This window comes from Arthrobacter sp. B10-11 (assembly GCF_033142195.1).
Lineage (GTDB): Bacteria > Actinomycetota > Actinomycetes > Actinomycetales > Micrococcaceae > Arthrobacter > Arthrobacter oryzae_C.
In genome coordinates this window covers 155,881-172,596 of the sequence record NZ_JAWMTH010000001.1, presented here as the reverse complement: position 1 = coordinate 172,596, position 16,716 = coordinate 155,881, and the positions used below count along the sequence as shown (strand labels likewise).

17 protein-coding genes and 1 other RNA gene are annotated in these 16,716 nt (G+C 66.1%); 10 read left to right on the top strand and 8 right to left on the bottom strand.

The genetic code is table 11. From position 1 onward, the window contains the following. Positions 1-72 precede the first annotated feature (72 nt). Complete coding sequence (locus tag RW112_RS00895) at positions 73-1,485, bottom strand: PLP-dependent aminotransferase family protein (protein ID WP_317780020.1); 1,413 nt, start codon at positions 1,483-1,485, stop codon at positions 73-75. On the opposite strand from RW112_RS00895, the gene RW112_RS00890 reads away from it, so the two are divergent. Further along, positions 1,484-2,485, top strand: coding sequence for a DMT family transporter (locus tag RW112_RS00890; RefSeq protein ID WP_317780019.1), 1,002 nt, complete (start codon positions 1,484-1,486; stop codon positions 2,483-2,485). The two genes, RW112_RS00895 and RW112_RS00890, sit on opposite strands and share 2 nt — an antisense overlap. Before the next feature lie 4 nt (positions 2,486-2,489). After that, a complete protein-coding gene (locus tag RW112_RS00885; RefSeq protein WP_317780018.1) occupies positions 2,490-3,113 on the top strand; it encodes an FMN-binding negative transcriptional regulator in 624 nt (207 codons plus the stop codon). Positions 3,114-3,119: 6 nt separating this feature from the next. On the opposite strand, the gene RW112_RS00880 is transcribed toward RW112_RS00885, so the two are convergent. Beyond that, on the bottom strand, positions 3,120-4,184 hold the full coding sequence (locus RW112_RS00880) for a D-2-hydroxyacid dehydrogenase (RefSeq protein WP_317780017.1): 1,065 nt from the start codon (positions 4,182-4,184) through the stop codon (positions 3,120-3,122). A 71-nt stretch (positions 4,185-4,255) separates the two neighbouring features. On the opposite strand from RW112_RS00880, the gene RW112_RS00875 reads away from it, so the two are divergent. From RW112_RS00875 to RW112_RS00865, 3 genes are read left to right on the top strand one after another with little or no spacing between them, the layout of a single operon-like run. Then, positions 4,256-5,236: an NAD(P)-dependent oxidoreductase gene (locus RW112_RS00875; protein WP_317780016.1), complete on the top strand. Its 981-nt coding sequence runs from the start codon at positions 4,256-4,258 to the stop codon at positions 5,234-5,236. A gap of 3 nt (positions 5,237-5,239) precedes the next feature. Then, positions 5,240-6,010 (top strand): SDR family oxidoreductase, encoded by a 771-nt coding sequence (locus tag RW112_RS00870; protein WP_317780015.1) that lies wholly within the window; start codon positions 5,240-5,242, stop codon positions 6,008-6,010. Further along, a complete protein-coding gene (locus RW112_RS00865) occupies positions 6,010-7,068 on the top strand; it encodes an L-idonate 5-dehydrogenase (RefSeq protein ID WP_317780014.1) in 1,059 nt (352 codons plus the stop codon). The genes RW112_RS00870 and RW112_RS00865 overlap by 1 nt, the downstream gene beginning before the upstream one ends. A 61-nt stretch (positions 7,069-7,129) precedes the next feature. On the opposite strand, the gene RW112_RS00860 is transcribed toward RW112_RS00865, so the two are convergent. After that, positions 7,130-7,858: a FadR/GntR family transcriptional regulator gene (locus RW112_RS00860; protein ID WP_317780013.1), complete on the bottom strand. Its 729-nt coding sequence runs from the start codon at positions 7,856-7,858 to the stop codon at positions 7,130-7,132. 218 nt (positions 7,859-8,076) lie between these two features. On the opposite strand from RW112_RS00860, the gene gndA reads away from it, so the two are divergent. Further along, positions 8,077-9,513, top strand: a complete 1,437-nt coding sequence (gndA, locus tag RW112_RS00855) for an NADP-dependent phosphogluconate dehydrogenase (RefSeq protein WP_317780012.1) — start codon at positions 8,077-8,079, stop codon at positions 9,511-9,513. A 120-nt stretch (positions 9,514-9,633) separates the two neighbouring features. Further along, positions 9,634-10,467, top strand: coding sequence for an oxidoreductase (locus RW112_RS00850; protein WP_317780011.1), 834 nt, complete (start codon positions 9,634-9,636; stop codon positions 10,465-10,467). Here the strand turns inward: RW112_RS00850 and epsC are convergent. The 3 genes from epsC to msrA form a co-directional block, all read right to left on the bottom strand. After that, positions 10,464-11,048, bottom strand: a complete 585-nt coding sequence (gene epsC / locus RW112_RS00845; protein ID WP_317780010.1) for a serine O-acetyltransferase EpsC — start codon at positions 11,046-11,048, stop codon at positions 10,464-10,466. The genes RW112_RS00850 and epsC overlap by 4 nt on opposite strands. A gap of 41 nt (positions 11,049-11,089) precedes the next feature. Then, complete coding sequence (cysK, locus tag RW112_RS00840) at positions 11,090-12,025, bottom strand: cysteine synthase A (RefSeq protein ID WP_011692288.1); 936 nt, start codon at positions 12,023-12,025, stop codon at positions 11,090-11,092. A 77-nt stretch (positions 12,026-12,102) separates the two neighbouring features. Continuing rightward, positions 12,103-12,627 carry a peptide-methionine (S)-S-oxide reductase MsrA gene (msrA, locus tag RW112_RS00835; RefSeq protein ID WP_317780009.1) on the bottom strand — a complete coding sequence of 175 codons (525 nt, stop codon included), beginning with the start codon at positions 12,625-12,627 and terminating at the stop codon, positions 12,103-12,105. 100 nt (positions 12,628-12,727) lie between these two features. Between msrA and RW112_RS00830 the strand changes: the two genes are divergently transcribed. Both RW112_RS00830 and RW112_RS00825 read left to right on the top strand, forming a co-directional pair. Next, entirely contained in the window at positions 12,728-13,636 is a 909-nt protein-coding gene (locus tag RW112_RS00830; RefSeq protein WP_305941340.1) for a Nif3-like dinuclear metal center hexameric protein, read from the top strand. Positions 13,637-13,758: 122 nt separating this feature from the next. Continuing rightward, on the top strand, positions 13,759-14,496 hold the full coding sequence (locus RW112_RS00825) for a zinc ribbon domain-containing protein (protein WP_305941339.1): 738 nt from the start codon (positions 13,759-13,761) through the stop codon (positions 14,494-14,496). A gap of 62 nt (positions 14,497-14,558) precedes the next feature. Here RW112_RS00825 and RW112_RS00820 read toward each other — a convergent pair whose 3' ends face one another. Continuing rightward, a complete protein-coding gene (locus tag RW112_RS00820) occupies positions 14,559-15,323 on the bottom strand; it encodes a peroxide stress protein YaaA (protein WP_317780008.1) in 765 nt (254 codons plus the stop codon). 66 nt (positions 15,324-15,389) lie between these two features. Beyond that, positions 15,390-16,202 carry a slipin family protein gene (locus tag RW112_RS00815; protein WP_317780007.1) on the bottom strand — a complete coding sequence of 271 codons (813 nt, stop codon included), beginning with the start codon at positions 16,200-16,202 and terminating at the stop codon, positions 15,390-15,392. A gap of 120 nt (positions 16,203-16,322) precedes the next feature. Between RW112_RS00815 and rnpB the strand changes: the two genes are divergently transcribed. Then, an RNA gene (rnpB, locus tag RW112_RS00810) (RNase P RNA component class A) lies at positions 16,323-16,714 on the top strand. Positions 16,715-16,716: the final 2 nt, after the last annotated feature.

Sequence of the window (16,716 nt, the reverse complement as noted above, 5' to 3'; positions counted from 1 at the left end):
AGGCCGTGGCTCCCTCCGCCAGGAAGGAGCCACGGCCTTTGTCGCCGCCCGGCTGATTCCAGGCGGGTTTTGCTAGGGGTTGGCGCGTTCCAGTGCCCGGCCGATGACCCGCGCACCCTGCGGAAACGCTCCCGGGTTGGACCCCGAGTAGTTGAGGCGGATGAAAGCACCGGCAGGTTCGGCAGGGAACCACTCCCGGCCGGCGGCGATGATGACACCGTCGCTTTCGCAGTCGCGGGCCAGCCGTTCGAGGTCGGTCCCATCGGGCAGCCGCGCCCAGAGATTCAGCCCTCCCTTGGGGACGTGCTCGATGTGCGCCTGCGGGGCGTGCTCGCGCATGCTGGCGACCAGGAGGTCCCGGCGTGACTGGAGCTGGTGGCGGAGGCTCCGCAGGTGCGTCTGCCATCCCGGCTGTGTGACGACATCCAGCGCTGCGGCCTGGAGTAGCCCGCTGACATACATCGACTCGGCTGCCCGGTCCGCCAGGATGCGCTCACGTGCCGGGCCGCGTGCGATGACCGCGGCAATGCGGATGGCCGGGGATACGCTCTTGGTCAGCGAGCGAAGGTACACCACATGGCCGGAGTCGTCGCGGGAGGCGACGGGTACGGGATTGGTGGTGATCCCGAAGTCGTGTGCCCAGTCGTCCTCCACCAGGAATGCGCCCTTGCTGCGCACCACCTCCAGGACCTCTTCGCCCCGCCCGGCCGCCCACTGCGCCCCCGTGGGGTTCGCGTAGTTGGGTTGCGCGTAGAACAGGCGCGCTCCGGTTTCGTCGAACGCCCGCGCCAGTTCCGCAGGGTCCGGGCCGTCCGGTCCGGTGGGTACCGGGACAACGCGGACCCCGGCCTGCGCCGCCGCCAGGATGGCGCCCCAGTAGGTGGGGGATTCCATCAGCAGCGGCTGTCCGCGGCCGGCAAGGGCGCTGAAGATGGAGCTGAGCCCGCTCTGGCTTCCCGGAAGGACGACGACGTCGCTCGGGTTCGGCGGCGCGGTTCCGGCCGGTGTCGATGCGCCGAGTTCGTGGGCGAACCACGATTGCAGTTCCGGCAGGCCCGCCGCGGGGGGACGGGATAACGCCGCCTCGCCGCGGGCTGCGCGGGTAAGGGCTGCACGCACCAGCCGTTCAGGCAGAAGCTCCCTGTCCGGGTAACCGGAATGGAAGGCGATGGCATCGTTTGCCACGTCGCGCATGGTGGTGGAGGCCGCCGGAAGCGGCGCCAGCGGTGACCTCAAGGCAGCCGTCTGCCAGCCGTAGTCCGAGGGGCGCGCCGTCCGGACGGCACGGACGAATGTCCCGACGCCGGGCCGGCTTTCGATGAGGCCCTGTGCGGTGAGAGCCTGCAGTGCCTTCTGCACCGTGACCGGGCTTGCCTGGAACTCAGCGACCAGCGACCGCGTGGACGGCAGCCTTGATCCCGGCGCGGCCTGGGCGATCCAATCGCGCAGTCGCGCGGCAATCCTCGAACTGCTATCGTTGTTCATGAGACCTAATAGTAGCGCTACTGTAGCGATTCGCCCAGTGATACCCCACCGCACCCCCTCCGGACTGTGGTGGGGACTCCTCGGAGTAGCGGCCTTCTCGTTCACGGTTCCGTTCACCAAGGTCGCAGTCGCGGGGCTCTCACCGCTGTTCATCGGGTCCGGCCGCGCGGTGGTGGCCGCGGTCTTTGCCGCCTCGGCTTTGGCGCTCGCGCGGCAGCGGCTTCCCCGCGGCGTCCAGTGGGCGCGCCTCGCGGTGGTGGCCGCCGGCGTCGTCATCGGTTTTCCCCTGCTGACGTCCTTCGCGCTCACCAGCACGCCGGCCAGCCATGGCGCTGTGGTCATCGCACTGCTTCCGGCCGCGACGGCGACGGCCGCCGTCCTGAGGGGGCGCGAACGTCCACGCGTAGCGTTCTGGATGATCACCGGTGTGGGCGCCCTGGCGGCCATAGCCTTCGCGTCCATGCAGTCCGGCGGATTCGGACAGCTGCACTCGACTGACCTGCTCCTCCTTGGCGCAGTGGTGGCAGCGGCCATCGGCTACGCGGAGGGCGGCCTGTTGGCGCGTGAGCTCGGCGCCTGGCAGACCGTGTCCTGGGCGCTGGTGCTGGCATCGCCGCTGATGGGATTCCTGACGGTGCTGTCCCTGGCCCAGCAGCCCCCGTCAGCCACTCCCGCCCAGTGGGCGTCGTTCGCCTACCTCGGACTGGTGAGCATGTTCCTGGGCTTCTTCGCCTGGTACCGCGGACTGGCCATCGGCCCCATGGCCCAGGTCAGCCAGATCCAGCTCATCCAGCCCGTGCTGAGCATCTGCTGGGCCGCCCTCCTGCTGGGGGAGGCCCTGACCTGGACCACCATCATCGGCGGCCTCGCCGTCATCCTCTGCGCCGGCGCGGCCGTCCGGGTCCGGCTCAGGCCAGCCGACGTCCCGGCCGCCGACCGGCACACCCTTCCGGCCGCTGACCCGAACGCCACAAAATCCCTCCAGCCCGCAAAGGACTAACGTCATGTACACCCCAGCCCACTTCGCCGCCGGACCCGATTCGACGCACAAGCTCCTGACCCGGCCGGCCGCAGCCAACCTGGTCACCATGACCCGGCAGGGCCTGCTCGCCACGTTGCTGCCGTTCGTTTTCGACCCCTCGAGTGGCGACCACGGCGCCCTGCACACCCACGTGGCACGGAATAATCCACAGTGGTCCGAGCCGGTGATCGGTGAAGCACTCGCCATCATCCAGGGCGCTGACGCCTACATTTCACCGTCCTGGTACGCCTCGAAAGCCGAGCACGGGCGCGTGGTGCCCACCTGGAACTATTCCACGGCACACGTTTACGGCACGTTGGTGATCCATGACGATCCGGCCTGGCTCGCCGGCCAGGTCAGGCGGCTGACCGACCGTCACGAGGCAGGCTTCGACCACCCGTGGAGCGTGGACGATGCGCCGGAGCGTTTCATCTCCGGCCAGCTGCGCGCCATCGTGGGCCTCGAACTGGTCATCACCAGGATCGAAGCGAAGACCAAGCTCAGCCAGAACCGGCCCGACGCCGACATTGACGGTGTGGTGGCCGGGCTTGCTGCCCGGGGTCAGCAAGCCATCGCTTCGGACGTCGAGAAGGCCAGGCGGCGATAATGCCCCTTAGTAGAAGTGCACGGTGTCCACGAGGTGGGGGAGCTCCCCGCCGTCGAGGAATGCGCGCAGGTTGCTGCTGAAGCGTTCGGCGATCAGCCGGTTCTCCGCCGCGCTGAGCGCCGAGGTGTGCGGGGATACCATCACTTTGGGATGGTTCCAGAGCGGGCTGTCCTGCGGCAGGGGCTCGACGGCGAAAACGTCGAGGCAGGCGTACCCGACCTGTCCGTTGTCGAGTGCCTCCAGCAGTGCGTCCTCGTCCACCACCGTGCCGCGTCCCACGTTGACGAAGACCGTCCCCGGTTTCATGGCGGCGAAAACTTCGCGGTTGAACAGTTTCTCCGTATAGGGCGTGCCGGGCAGGGTGTTCACGACGGCGTCAGCGGAGGCGAGCAGGCCGGGCAGGCCGTCGTTGTCCGCAACTTCCACAATGCCGTCGATCGGCTCCACGTTCCGTTTGGTACCACTGACCTTCATTCCCAGCGCCCGGGCGATGCGGGCGGTCTCCATCCCGATCTCCCCGAGGCCGGTCACCACAAGCGTGGAGCCGTTCACCAGGCGGGTCGGCGTCCGCAGTTCCGGCCAGACCTTGGCGGCCTGGTCTGCCGCGAGCTCGGCGCTGCGCTTGAAGCCGTTGAGGATGCCCAGCGCCGCGAACTCCGCCAGCGGCAGGGCATGCACGCCGGCTGACGTGGTCACCTTGAATTTCTGCAGGGTTTCCTGGTCCAGCCCTGATGCCTTCACTGCTCCGCCGGCACCCGCGGCCATGGCATGGATCCACTGGAGCCGGGGGTTGCTGCCGGCAATGCGGGCCAGCCCGGCGGGGTTCTCGTTGGGGAAGCCGTACAGGACATCAGCCTTGTTCAGCAGGTCCCAGTACCGTTCCTCCTGTTCGGGAGTGCGCTTGAAGTTCGGATCGCCGGCGTGGTCGGCGGGAAATCTTTCGGGCGGGAGGAGGTCGGGCTCATAGAGGACGGTCACGGAAGGGTCTACGGCGCGGATGCGCTCCACCAGCTCAGCTTCGAGGGGGACGGCGATTGCGACGGTGGTTTTGGTCGTCATGGTGTTCATCATACTGAATGGAGGCTAGGATATTGAACAGATTTCTCCTCCATTAACCACGATGAAGTGAGGTGCCGCTGCCAATGGATGTGCAGACAGACCACGATGTGACCACGACTTTGCCTGAAATGAGGGCCGGATTCGCCGGCCTGGGCCTGATGGGCGGCCACATGGCAGCCAATCTGCTGAAGGCCGGCTGGGACGTTACCGGCTGGAACAGGTCGGCGGCCGCCCTGGACGATTTTGCGGCGCGCGGCGGCATCCGGGCCGCGGACGTTGCCGCGTTGCGGGACGAACCCGTCATCATCTTTATGCTGCCTGACCTGTCCTACATCGAGGAGGCGGCGGCCGGGCTGCTTGCGGGCTGGACCGAACAGCCGCCCAAGCCCGGCACCGCCGTCGTGGTCATGAGCAGCGTCTCTCCGGAAGCCGTTCGAGACTTCGGGGCGAGGGTATCCGCCGCCAGCCGTGGCAACGCCGTCGTCGTCGATGCGCCCGTCAGCGGAGGCACCAGAGGCGCCGAGGACGGAACACTTGCCGTCATGGTCGGTGCGGAGGAAAAGGACTTCCAAAAGCTCCTCCCGCTGTTCAACGCCATGGGCGGCACGGTCCGGCGCCTGGGGCCGCTCGGATCCGGGTCGCTGGCCAAAGCCTGCAACCAGCTGATCGTGGGAACCACGACGGCGGCGCTCGCGGAAGCTGCCGAGCTCGCTGAACGCTCGGGCTTGGACGTAGAAGCTTTGTACGAGGTGCTGTCCGGCGGGCTGGCGGGCAGCAGGGTCCTGGATATCGTTGGACCCCGCCTCGCGGCGAAGGACTATGCGCCCACCGGACCGGCAAAGTTCATGCACAAGGATCTTTCCTTCGTTCTGGAAAGTGCCGCCGCCGTGGGCGCGGCCGTGCCCATGGCAGCGGCCGGCGTCGAACTATACGCGGAACTCAAGCGCCAGGGGCTCGGGGACCTCGACCTCGCCGCCGTCCGGCAAACCATCTCGAATCTCAGCTCGCCACACAGCCACGCCGGCAGTCACAACCGGCTGCCACGACCAATTGAGGAACAGTAAACGATGAATTCACTTTTTGACCTCACCGGGCGGGTTGCCCTGGTGACGGGTTCCAGCCGGGGGATCGGCAATGCCCTGGCACGGGCCCTGGCTGATGCCGGGGCCACGGTGGTGCTCAACGGACTCAATCCGGAACGGCTGAAGGACGCTGAGGCCGCGATGGCTGCGGACTACCCGCCGGGGCGCGTGCACAGCTGCGCGTTCGATGTCACGAAAGACTCGGCGGCTGCGCGGGGCGTCGCGTGGGTGGAGGAGAACGTGGGCCCGCTGGAAATCCTGGTGAACAACGCCGGGATCCAGCACCGGGTCCCGATGCTGGATCTGGACGTCAGCGACTGGGAGCGGGTGCTCTCCACGGACCTGACCAGCGCCTTCCTGGTGGGGCGGGAGGCTGCCCGGCACATGATTCCGCGCGGCCGGGGCAAGATCATCAACATCTGCTCGGTGCAGACGGACCTGGCACGGCCCACCATCGCCCCGTACATCGCGGCGAAAGGCGGGTTGCGCAACCTGACCCGGGCCATGACGGCGGAGTGGGCGGCGTCGGGCCTGCAGATCAACGGGATCGCGCCCGGCTATATCCATACTGAGATGACGCAGAACCTGGTGGATGATGAGCAGTTCAACTCCTGGATCCTGGGCCGGACGCCGGCGAACCGTTGGGGGACTGTGCAGGATCTGGCCGGTCCGGCGGTGTGGCTTGCTTCGGACGGGTCCAACTTCGTCAACGGCCAGACCATCTTCATCGACGGCGGAATGACGGTGGTGGTCTGATGCCCGGCATCCACGAACTCCCCGCCACCTCCGAAGCCGTCGTGGCCCATGCGGCCGGAGACCTGCGCATCGAGGATGTGCCCGTCCCGGCGCCACGTTCCGACGAAGCGGTGGTGGAAGTTGCCTTCGGCGGGATCTGCGGCTCGGACCTCCACTACTGGCTGCACGGCGCCGCAGGGGAGTCTATCCTCCGCGCCCCGATGGTCCTGGGGCACGAAATCGTGGGAACCGTCCTGCACGCGGCGGCGGACGGCACGGGACCTGCGGCAGGTACGCCGGTGGCCGTCCATCCGGCCACGCCCGGCCCGGGCGCCGCCCGGTATCCCGAAGACCGGCCCAACCTGTCACCGGGCTGCACCTACCTGGGCAGTGCCGCCCGCTTCCCGCACACCGACGGCGCTTTCAGCCGGTACGCCACCCTGCCCGCCAGGATGCTCCGTCCGCTGCCGGACGGCCTCAGCCTGCGGACGGCCGCGCTGGCGGAGCCGGCCAGTGTGGCCTGGCATGCCGTGGCCCGCGCCGGGGACGTCAGGGGAAAAACAGCCCTGGTGATCGGCTGCGGTCCCATCGGGGCTCTGGCTGTCGCAGTCCTCAAGCGCGCCGGCGCCCGGCGGATCGTCGCCGTCGACATGCACCCCAAACCACTCGGGATCGCCCTCGCCGTCGGCGCCGACGAGGTCCTCAAGGGCGACGAAGCCGACGCCATTGCCGCGGTGGAGGCGGACGTCGTGATCGAATCGTCCGGCAGCCACCACGGGCTTGCCTCCGCCATCAAGGGAGCTGTCCGGGGCGGCAAGGTGGTGATGGTGGGGCTCCTGCCCTCAGGTCCCCAGCCCGTCCTGATCTCCCTGGCCATCACCCGCGAGCTGGAGCTGCTGGGTTCGTTCCGCTTCAACGGCGAAATCGACGAGGTTATCGCGGCGCTGGCGGACGGCACGCTGTTCGTGGACCCGGTGGTCACCCACGATTTCCCGCTGGGGCGCGGGCTCGAGGCCTTCGACGTGGCCAGGAACTCGGCCGAATCCGGGAAGGTGCTGCTGGACTTCAGCCCTGGGTAGAACTTCCGCGCGAACGTACACTTGCGGCCCTGCCTTGAGGGCCTCAAGTGTACGTTCGCGCTTAGTTGTTCGGCAGGGGGATGAAGGTCCTCGGCTGGTCCCGCCAGCTGGCTTCCATCTCGGAGATCGTCTCGCGCATGATCCGGCTGGAAGCCTCCCTGGCGCCGGCGGCATCCCCGGCGGCGATGGCCTCCGCCACGTCCACGTGCCACTGCAGCGCGGTATCACGCGGATGGTCCGGCATGAGTCCGTGGATGGTGCGGCCGGTCAGGGTTTCCGCCACCTGCCCCACGAGGTTGGCGAACATTTCGTTGCCGGAACCAGTGAGGAGGAGGGAATGGAAGTGGATGTCCAGCTGCAGGAACTTCGCCACATTGCCGGCCTTGCCGGCGTCGCGCATTGCCAGGGATACATCCAGCAGTTCTTTGCGGATCTCCTGGGGGGCGTTTGCGGCGGCCAGTTCGGCAGCGACGGGTTCGACGGCGGAGCGCAGTTCCGCGAGGGACCTGAGCTGGGCGCCGCGGCCCTCGCCGGCCAGGCGCCAGCGGATGACCAGGGGATCGAACGGGTTCCAGCGGCTGGCGGGCAGCACCCGGATACCCACGCGTTTGATGGTTTCCACCAGGCCGAGGGACTGCAGGACGCGGACGGCTTCGCGTACCACGGAGCGGGAGACCTTCAGCTCGTCTTCGAGCTGCTCAGCCAGCATCACGTGGCCCTGGGGCAGCGCGCCGCTCACGATGCGGGTGCCCAGGTGTTCGATGGCGCGATGATGGAGGCTGGTTGACATAGTCGTAAGCATAATCGTGCCGAGCGGCTCCGCCCGGCCGGACGCCGGCGGCATCATAGACTGTTTTGTGACGCGCCACCTTCCAAAACGTGGTCGCAACTTTCCCGTAGTCGACGGAAATACATATGGTTTATTGACAGCCACTGGTTCTTAAAGCGTGTTCCGCAGGAAGTGCGGAACAGAATGCACACGTTGCACAGAAATGAATTGGAGTTTTGATGTCAGCACACATCGGTGTCACCGGCCTTGCGGTGATGGGGGCCAACCTCGCCCGCAACCTGGCCCGGAACGGCTTCACCGTTGCCCTGCACAACAGGTCTGTTGAAAAGACTGACGCGCTGCTGGAAAAGCACGGACACGACGGCGACTTCGTGCGTACCGAAACCCTCCAGGAGCTTGTGGATTCCCTGGAAAAGCCCCGCCGCGTACTCATCATGGTCAAGGCCGGCAAGCCTGTCGACTCCGTGATCGAGCAGCTTGAGCCCCTGCTGGAAGCGGGCGACATCATCATCGATGCCGGCAACTCGCACTACGAGGACACCCGCCGCCGCGAAGCCGCGCTGGCCAAGAAGGACCTGCACTTCGTCGGCATCGGCGTCTCCGGCGGTGAGGAAGGCGCCCTGAACGGCCCGTCCATCATGCCCGGCGGTTCCAAGGCGTCCTACGACGCCCTCGGACCGCTGCTCGAAAAGATCGCAGCCAACGTCGACGGCCAGCCCTGCTGCGCCTGGATCGGCACCGACGGTGCCGGACACTTCGTCAAGATGGTCCACAACGGCATTGAGTACGCCGACATGCAGGTCATCGGCGAAGCCTTCGACCTCCTCCGCTCCGGTGCCGGCATCGAACCGGCCGAGCAGTCCAAGATCTTCGCCGAGTGGAACAAGGGCGAGCTGGCTTCGTTCCTGATCGAAATCTCCGCCGAGGTCCTGGGCCACGTGGACACCCGTACAGGCAAGCCGTTTGTCGACGTCGTGGTTGACGCCGCCGGCCAGAAGGGCACGGGCCGCTGGACGGTCATCTCCGCGCTCGAGCTGGGTTCCCCGACGTCGGGCATCGCGGAGTCCGTGTTCGCCCGTGCCCTCTCGTCCCAGACCGAACAGCGCAAGCTGGCCCAGGAACTGCTGGCCGGCGAGGAAATCGCCGTCGAGGTCCCGGAAACGTTCGTCGAGGATGTCCGCCAGGCGCTGTACGCCTCCAAGCTGGTTTCCTACGCGCAGGGCCTGGACATGCTCACCTCCGCCGCGAAGGAATACGGCTGGGACCTGAAGCTGGACGAGATCGCTTCCCTCTGGCGCGGTGGCTGCATCATCCGCGCGGAACTGCTGAAGGAAATCACCAAGGCCTACGCCGCTGAGGACAAGCCGGCCAACCTGCTGTTCGCGCCGGCCTTCACCAAGGCCATCGCCGAGGTCCTGCCGGCCTGGCGCCGTGTGGTTGCCACTGCTGTCCAGCTGGGCATCCCCGTCCCGGTATTCTCCTCCTCACTGGCTTACTACGACGGCCTGCGCCGCAAGCGCCTGCCGGCCGCCGTCATCCAGGGCCAGCGCGACCTCTTCGGCGCGCACACCTACGGCCGTGTGGACGCCGAGGGCACGTTCCACACCCTGTGGGGCGAGGACAAGTCCGAAATCGAGGCAGTGGATACCCACTAGCTTCGGCGCCACACCGGCGGTGACACCGGCGGTGACATCAAATGGCCGGCGCCTCCCGGATACTCTGGGAGGCGCCGGCCATTGACTTTAAGCGGCCACTGTCCCTAAGGAGTACAACCCATGTCCCAGCCAGTCGCCTTTGTCACAGGTGCGTCCACCGGTATCGGGTTCGAGGCAGCCAGGAAGCTCAGCCAGAAGGGCTTCACGGTGTACGCCGGCGCCCGGCGGGTCGAAAAGATGGAGCCGCTGAAAGAGTTCGGCGTAGAGGTGCTGGCCCTGGATGTCACGGACGAGGCGTCCATGTCGGCAGCCGTTGGCGGAATCCTGGAGGCACACGGCCGGATCGACGTCCTTGTGAACAATGCCGGCTACGGCTCCTATGGCTCCCTGGAAGAAGTGGAACTGGCTGAAGGCCGGCGGCAGTTCGACGTCAACGTCTTCGGCCTGGCACGCATGACCCAGCTGGTGCTGCCTGCCATGCGGGCAGCGGCGCAGGGGAGGATCATCAATGTGTCCTCCATCGGCGGGAAGATGTACGAGCCCCTTGGCGCCTGGTACCACGCCACAAAATTCGCTGTCGAGGGACTGAGTGACTCCCTGCGCCTGGAACTCAAGCCCCACGGCATCAGGGTGTCCATCATCGAGCCGGCGGGCACACAGACAGAGTGGGGCGGCATCTCCGGCGAAAGCCTGCTGGAAACTTCCGGGAACGGCCCGTACCGGGACCAGGCGAAAATAGTCGCTGCAGCGCTGGCCTCCACGGCGGGCTCCAGCATGTCAACGCACCCGGACGTCATTGCCGATGCCATAGTCCACGCCGCGACGGCCGCGCGTCCGAAGACACGCTATCCCGTAGGCAATGGTGCGCGCACCATCCTGACCCTCAGAAGGATCCTGCCGGACACCGTGTTCGACGTGGTCCTCCGGGCGATCTACCGGCGGTTTTCGGGCTAGATCCGGTACTCGATGTAGTACTCGGCCGGGTCCACGGCAGGTTTGGTCTCGCGCTGGGCATCGCGGTGGCGCCATGTTGCCGGAACACCTGTGATGATGGACTCCGGCGGGGCGTCCTTGACCACCACGGCGTTGGCTCCCACGGCGCTGTCCCGTCCGATGGTGATGGGGCCCAGGATCTTGGCGCCCGCGCCGATGGTCACACGGTCCCCGATAGTCGGATGCCGCTTGACCTTCGCCAGCGACCGTCCGCCCAGGGTCACGCCGTGATAGATCATGACGTCCTCGCCGATATCCGCGGTCTCGCCAATGACCACACCCATGCCGTGGTCGATGAAGAACCGCCGGCCGATGGTGGCTCCCGGGTGGATTTCGATCCCGGTCAGGAACCGCGCCAGCTGCGAAATGAGGCGGGCCGGAAAGCGAAGCGACGGATTCTTCCAGAGCTTGTGCGTCAGGCGGTGCGCCCAGATGGCATGGAGGCCGGAGTAGGCGAAAAAGTTCTCAAAAGAACCTCGAGCCGCCGGGTCATGCGACCGGGCGGCATCGAGGTCTTCCTTAAGTCTTGCGAAGAAGCTCACAAAGACCTTTCTACAGGAAACGGTGAATGGCGGGCTAAGACCTAGCCGCGGATGTCGTCATAGAGCACGGTGGAGATGTAACGCTCGCCGAAGTCGCAGACAACCGCGACGATGAGCTTACCGGCGTTCTCCGGGCGCTTGGCGAGCTCGAGGGCTCCCCAGACGATGGCACCGGAGGAAATGCCGCCCAGGATGCCTTCCTTGACGCCGAGGTCGCGGGCAACGCGGACGGAATCCTCCAGCGTGGCGTCAAGGACCTCGTCATAGACGTTGGTGTCCAGGATTTCAGGGATGAAGTTGGCGCCGATGCCCTGGATTTTGTGCGGGCCGGGGGCGCCGCCGTTCAGGATGGCGGAGTCCTTCGGTTCGATGGCGACGATCTGGACGTCCGGCTTGCGTTCCTTCAGGACCTGGCCGACGCCGGTGACGGTGCCGCCGGTGCCGATGCCGGCGACGAAGATGTCCACCTTGCCGTCGGTGTCGGACCAGATTTCCTCGGCCGTGGTGGTGCGGTGGATCTCCGGGTTGGCCTCGTTGGCGAACTGCTGTGCCCAGATGGAGTTCTCCGTGTTGGCCACGATCTCCTGGGCCTTCTCCACGGCCCCGCGCATGCCTTCGGAGCCCGGCGTCAGCACAATCTCGGCGCCGAACGCGCGGAGCATCACGCGGCGTTCGGTTGACATGGTCTCGGGCATGGTCAGGATGACCTTGTAACCGCGTGCGGCACCCACCATGGCCAGTGCGATGCCGGTGTTGCCGGAGGTTCCTTCGACGATGGTTCCGCCGGGCTTCAGGGCGCCGGACTTCTCCGCTGCGTCGACAATTGCCACGCCGATACGGTCCTTGACGCTGTTGGCCGGGTTGTAGAACTCGAGCTTGACCGCCACCTGGGCGTCGAGGCCCTCGGTGAGCCGGTTGAGCCTGACCAGCGGAGTGCCGCCGACAAGCTGGGTGACGTCGTCGTAGATCCGTGCCATGTATTTGTGCCTATCTCTGAAGAGTTCTCTGAACAGCGAATACTGAGGTCAGCCTAACGAGGGCGGCCGGACCGCTGCTAAGCATTAAGCCATGCAGAGTAATATTTCCGCGCCTTCGCCAGCTTGGGGTTGATGATCACCTGGCAGTAGCCCTGCTCCGGATGCTTGGCGTAGTAGTCCTGGTGGAAATCCTCCGCCACGTGGAATACGGGCAGCCTGCTGACCTCGGTGACGATCGGATGCGCCCACAGTTCCTGGTTCCGTTCGATCGCCTCCTCGAAGAGGATCTTTTCCTCCGTGGTCTCGTAGAACATGGAGGAGCGGTACTGGGTGCCGACGTCGTATCCCTGGCGGTTGAGCGTGGTGGGATCGTGGAGGGCGAAGAACATATCCAGGATGACCTCGGCCGGGATCACTTCCTCGTCGAAACTCACAGCCACCACTTCGGCATGGCCCGTGGTGCCCGAGCAGACCGAGTAATAGTCAGGATGGCGGTCGTGGCCGCCGGTGTAGCCCGAAATGACGGACGTGACACCTTTGGTTTTCTGGTAGACGGCGTCAAGGCACCAGAAGCAGCCTCCGCCAAGCACAAAAGTCTTCATGTCCTCTTCAATGGTTGAAGCGCGCTGATGATTCCCTCCACCACCTTACGAGACTGTTGCGCGTGCGGGCGACGGCGGCGAATAGGGTAAAAATGAGGGTATGGAACCTGTGAACACCGACGTTGCAGAAGATGCCCGTACCGGTGCTGAGTCCGCCGCCGCCGAACCCGCGGACGCCCCCACGCTCGGCGAAATCCTGCTGGCCGTGGAAGAGCTCTGGCCGGAGTCCCTCGCCGAAGAGTGGGACGAGGTGGGCCTGGTCGCGGGCCATCCGTCGGCCGAAGTCAGCAGGATCATGTTCGCGGTGGATCCCACCCTGGACGTCATCGAGGAAGCCATCGAGTGGGGCGCGGAACTGCTGATCACGCACCACCCCCTGCTGCTTAAGGGAGTCAACTCGGTCGCGGCCACTACGGCCAAGGGGAAGGCGGTCCATCGCCTGATCGAATCCGGGACCGGGCTCCTGACCGTCCACACCAACGGTGACTCCGCCGTCGGGGGCGTCTCAGATGTCCTGGCAGACGCCCTGGGCCTCCACGACGTTGTGCCCCTGACCCCTGCCCTGAACGGCCTGCCCGAGGAGGGCATCGGCAGGGTGGGCGACCTTGAGGACGTCATGACGCTGGGGGACTTCGCTGCCCGGGTGTTCGGCATCCTGCCGGCCGTGGCCGGCGGCGTGCGCGTCTCCGGGGACAAGGACGGACTGGTGCGGCGCGTTGCGGTATGCGGCGGCGCGGGGGACTCCCTGTTCAACGAGGTCCGCGCGAGCAACGCCGACCTTTTCGTGACCGCAGACCTTCGCCACCATCCCGCGTCCGAGGCGCGCGAGAATGCCGTGAATGACCGGCCGTACCTGATCGACGTTTCCCACTTCGCCAGCGAGTGGCTGTGGCTGCCGGCGGCGGCCGAAGCATTGGGAAACGTCCTCAGCGACCAGGGGCACGACGTCGAGATCCGGGTGAGCACCACCAATAGCGATCCATGGGACTTCATTCTGACTCCGGGCTAAGCCTGGCGTGCGCGGGGTCCCCGGGTGAGCGCAGCGAGGCAGGGGAGCACGCTAGGCGCTAGAGTCTAAACTGCGCCGGTCCGGTGCCCGGCCGCGGCCGGTAGGAACAAGCGGAGGTAATAGTGGCCAAGGCAGCACCGGCAGAACAGTTGAAATTGCTCGAACTGCAGGGACTCGACGCCAGGCTCAAATCGCTGTCCAACCGCCGCCGGAGCATTGAAGCCGATCCCCGGATCAGCGACCTCCAGGCCGCCCTGGCCGTGGCCAACGGCGAACTCGGCGCGGCGAAAATGGCGGTTCACGACGCGGAAGCCGAACTCAAGCGCTCGGAAGCTGACGTGGAGCAGGTGGCCTCGCGGATCAAGCGCGATGAAGCGCGGCTGAACAGCGGTACCGGCCTGTCCAAGGACCTTGTCGCGCTCCAAAGCGACATCGCTTCGCTCACCAAACGGCTGTCCACCCTCGAGGACGTGGAGCTGGAGGTCATGGAACGGCTGGAAGGGCTCCGTGAGCGCCAGGCTGCCCAGCAGAAGATCGTGGACGACGTCCAGGGATCGTTTGGCGGGATCCGCGCCGAGCTGGACGCCGCACTGGCTGAAATTGCCGCGGAAGCCGCCGAAGTGGGTGCCAGGCGCTCGGAGTTCGCGGCCGGCCTCGATGCCGGTCTGCTGGCTGCCTACGAAAAGACCCTTGCCAAGCGCGGGGTCGGCGCAGCCCGGCTGTTCCACGGTAAGTCCGAGGGCTCCGGCATGCAGCTCAGCCCCGGCGACCTCGCCGACATCAAGGCAGCCGCCGAGGACGACATCGTTTATTGTCCGGACTCGGGCTGCATCCTGGTCCGTTCGGCAGAGTGGGCCTAGGCATACCCAAGTAGCTGGCAGTTAACGTCGTGAAAAGCGCGAATGACGACGTTAACTGCGAGTCAGTTGGGCAGGATGATGTTGAGGGCATGCGCTTTGCGCGGCGTGCCTTCGACCAGCTCGGCTTCCCACTTTTCGCGGGCCGCTTTCAGCAGCTGCGCCGGGGTACGGGGGGCGGCACCACGTCGGGTCAGCAGGTGGCGGGCCAGTTCGCCGCGGGTGTGTTTGGCGAAATGGCTTACGACCTTGCGCACACCGTTCACTTCAGTGAAGACGTTGACGGTGACGGTCTGCGCCGGGGGCGGGGCCCAGGCGGCAGCATAGGTGCTGGAGCGGCAGTCCACTAAAAGTTCCTCTTTGGTTTCGCCCGCCAGTGCGGCCGAAATCTGCGGCTTCCAGAACGAGGCCAGCCGGCCGACGTCGGGCAGTGACGTTCCCATCGACAGCCGGTAAGCGGGCACCCGGTCGGCGAAGCGGATGGCGCCCCAGAGGGCGGAGACCACCAGTACTGATTCATCCGCCTTCCGGCGCTGCGCCGCCGTCAGCGACTGATAGCCGAGTGCGTCGTACAGGACGCCGGAATAGACCTGATGCGCCGGCGCCGCCGGTTCCGTGTGCAGCCGGGTGTTGCGTTCGACGTCGGCACTCAGGGATGCGCCGACGCCCAGCAGTGCGAGTGCGTCCCGGTGGGCGCTGACGCCTCCCAGCGCTTCCAGCACCTTCGCCCGGTAGGTGTTCAAGGTGGGAAAGCTCAGGGCGGTCCAGTCGACGGCTTCTCCCTGGGCAGCGGGGGTCTTGCCTTCGGACGGCGGCAGCAGAATCAGCACCGTACGATCTTACCGGCGCTGGAACGAGGGCGTGATGTCGCGGTCCTGCCGGCGGCACCGCGGCAGTCAGGCCGCCTTGACCGGTGGTTTGGCTGCAGCGGTGGCCGCCTGGGTCTCGCGGGCGAGGAAGGCGGATAGTTCGCCGATGGTGCTCATCAGCGGCGCCGGGAAGACGACTGTGGAGTTCTTGTCCACTGCGATTTCCACCAGGGACTGCAAATTCCGCAGCTGCAGGGCCAGCGGGTGGGCCATCATGGTGTCCGACGCGTCGCCGAGGGCGGCTGCCGCGATAGCCTCACCTTCCGCCGCGATGATCTTCGCCCTCTTTTCCCGCTCGGCCTCAGCCTGGCGGGCCATGGCACGCTTCATGCTTTCGGGAAGTTGGATGTCCTTCAGTTCCACCAAAGTCACTTCGACACCCCACTCGAGCGTCAGGGCATCCAGTATTTCCCGGATATCGCTATTGATTCGCTCGGTTTCTGACAGCGTCTGGTCCAGGCTGTGCCTGCCAACGACCTTCCGCAGCGTGGTCTGGGCAATCTGGTCGATGGCGGCGGCGACATTCTCTATGGCCACGACGGATTTCACCGCATCGACCACGCGGTAGTAGGCCACGGCTGAGATGTCGACGCTGACATTGTCCTGCGTGATAATGCCCTGCGACTGGATTGGCATGGTCACGATCCGCAGGCTGACCAGCGGAAGACGGTCAATGACCGGGATGATGAACCGAAGCCCCGGCAGCCTGATTCCAATGACCCTGCCCAGCCTGAAAAGCACACCCTGCTCATACTGCCGCACGATCCGGATGGACATTTTCAGCAAGATGAGCAGCAGCAGTGTGACGGCGATGGCGATGAACGTAATGGTGGGGTCCATTCGGATCCCCTCCTTTGTGCCGGGTTGATCTTGTTCCATTGTCCCACCAGGGGATCGAAAAGCCCCTCGCACCTGCTGCGGAACCGGGCAGCCGGCACAGCCCGTAGAATGAAACGCGGATGGGTTGACCAGGCGGCCGCGCGTCACGCAAGTGGCTCGAGGAACGTCCGGGCTCCGCAGGGCAGGGTGGTGGGTAACGCCCACTCGGGGTAACCCGCAGGCCAGTGCCACAGAAAATAGACCGCCTGCATCGCGCCGGTTTGAAAGCGGCACGAAGCAGGTAAGGGTGAAACGGCGGTGTAAGAGACCACCAGCTTCCCGGGTGACCGGGAAGGCTAGGTAAACCCCACCCGGAGCAAGGCCAGACAGGACACGTTCGAGGGCTGCCCGCCCGAGTGTCCGGGTAGGCCGCTGGAGGGCGTCGGCAACGGCGTTCGTAGATGGATGGCCGCTACTCCCGCTCCGGCAACGGTGCGGGAACACAGAACCCGGCGTATCGGTCAACCCATCCACC

Bases quoted from the DNA above. Each gene is read 5' to 3' on its own strand.
- RW112_RS00890 (WP_317780019.1), top strand. From the start codon at position 1,484: ATGAGACCTAATAGTAGCGCTACTGTAGCGATTCGCCCAGTGATACCC.
- RW112_RS00895 (WP_317780020.1), bottom strand. From the start codon at position 1,485: ATGAACAACGATAGCAGTTCGAGGATTGCCGCGCGACTGCGCGATTGG.
- RW112_RS00885 (WP_317780018.1), top strand. From the start codon at position 2,490: ATGTACACCCCAGCCCACTTCGCCGCCGGACCCGATTCGACGCACAAG.
- RW112_RS00880 (WP_317780017.1), bottom strand. From the start codon at position 4,184: ATGATGAACACCATGACGACCAAAACCACCGTCGCAATCGCCGTCCCC.
- RW112_RS00875 (WP_317780016.1), top strand. From the start codon at position 4,256: ATGGATGTGCAGACAGACCACGATGTGACCACGACTTTGCCTGAAATG.
- RW112_RS00870 (WP_317780015.1), top strand. From the start codon at position 5,240: ATGAATTCACTTTTTGACCTCACCGGGCGGGTTGCCCTGGTGACGGGT.
- RW112_RS00865 (WP_317780014.1), top strand. From the start codon at position 6,010: ATGCCCGGCATCCACGAACTCCCCGCCACCTCCGAAGCCGTCGTGGCC.
- RW112_RS00860 (WP_317780013.1), bottom strand. From the start codon at position 7,858: ATGTCAACCAGCCTCCATCATCGCGCCATCGAACACCTGGGCACCCGC.
- gndA (WP_317780012.1), top strand. From the start codon at position 8,077: ATGTCAGCACACATCGGTGTCACCGGCCTTGCGGTGATGGGGGCCAAC.
- RW112_RS00850 (WP_317780011.1), top strand. From the start codon at position 9,634: ATGTCCCAGCCAGTCGCCTTTGTCACAGGTGCGTCCACCGGTATCGGG.
- cysK (WP_011692288.1), bottom strand. From the start codon at position 12,025: ATGGCACGGATCTACGACGACGTCACCCAGCTTGTCGGCGGCACTCCG.
- msrA (WP_317780009.1), bottom strand. From the start codon at position 12,627: ATGAAGACTTTTGTGCTTGGCGGAGGCTGCTTCTGGTGCCTTGACGCC.
- RW112_RS00830 (WP_305941340.1), top strand. From the start codon at position 12,728: ATGGAACCTGTGAACACCGACGTTGCAGAAGATGCCCGTACCGGTGCT.
- RW112_RS00815 (WP_317780007.1), bottom strand. From the start codon at position 16,202: ATGGACCCCACCATTACGTTCATCGCCATCGCCGTCACACTGCTGCTG.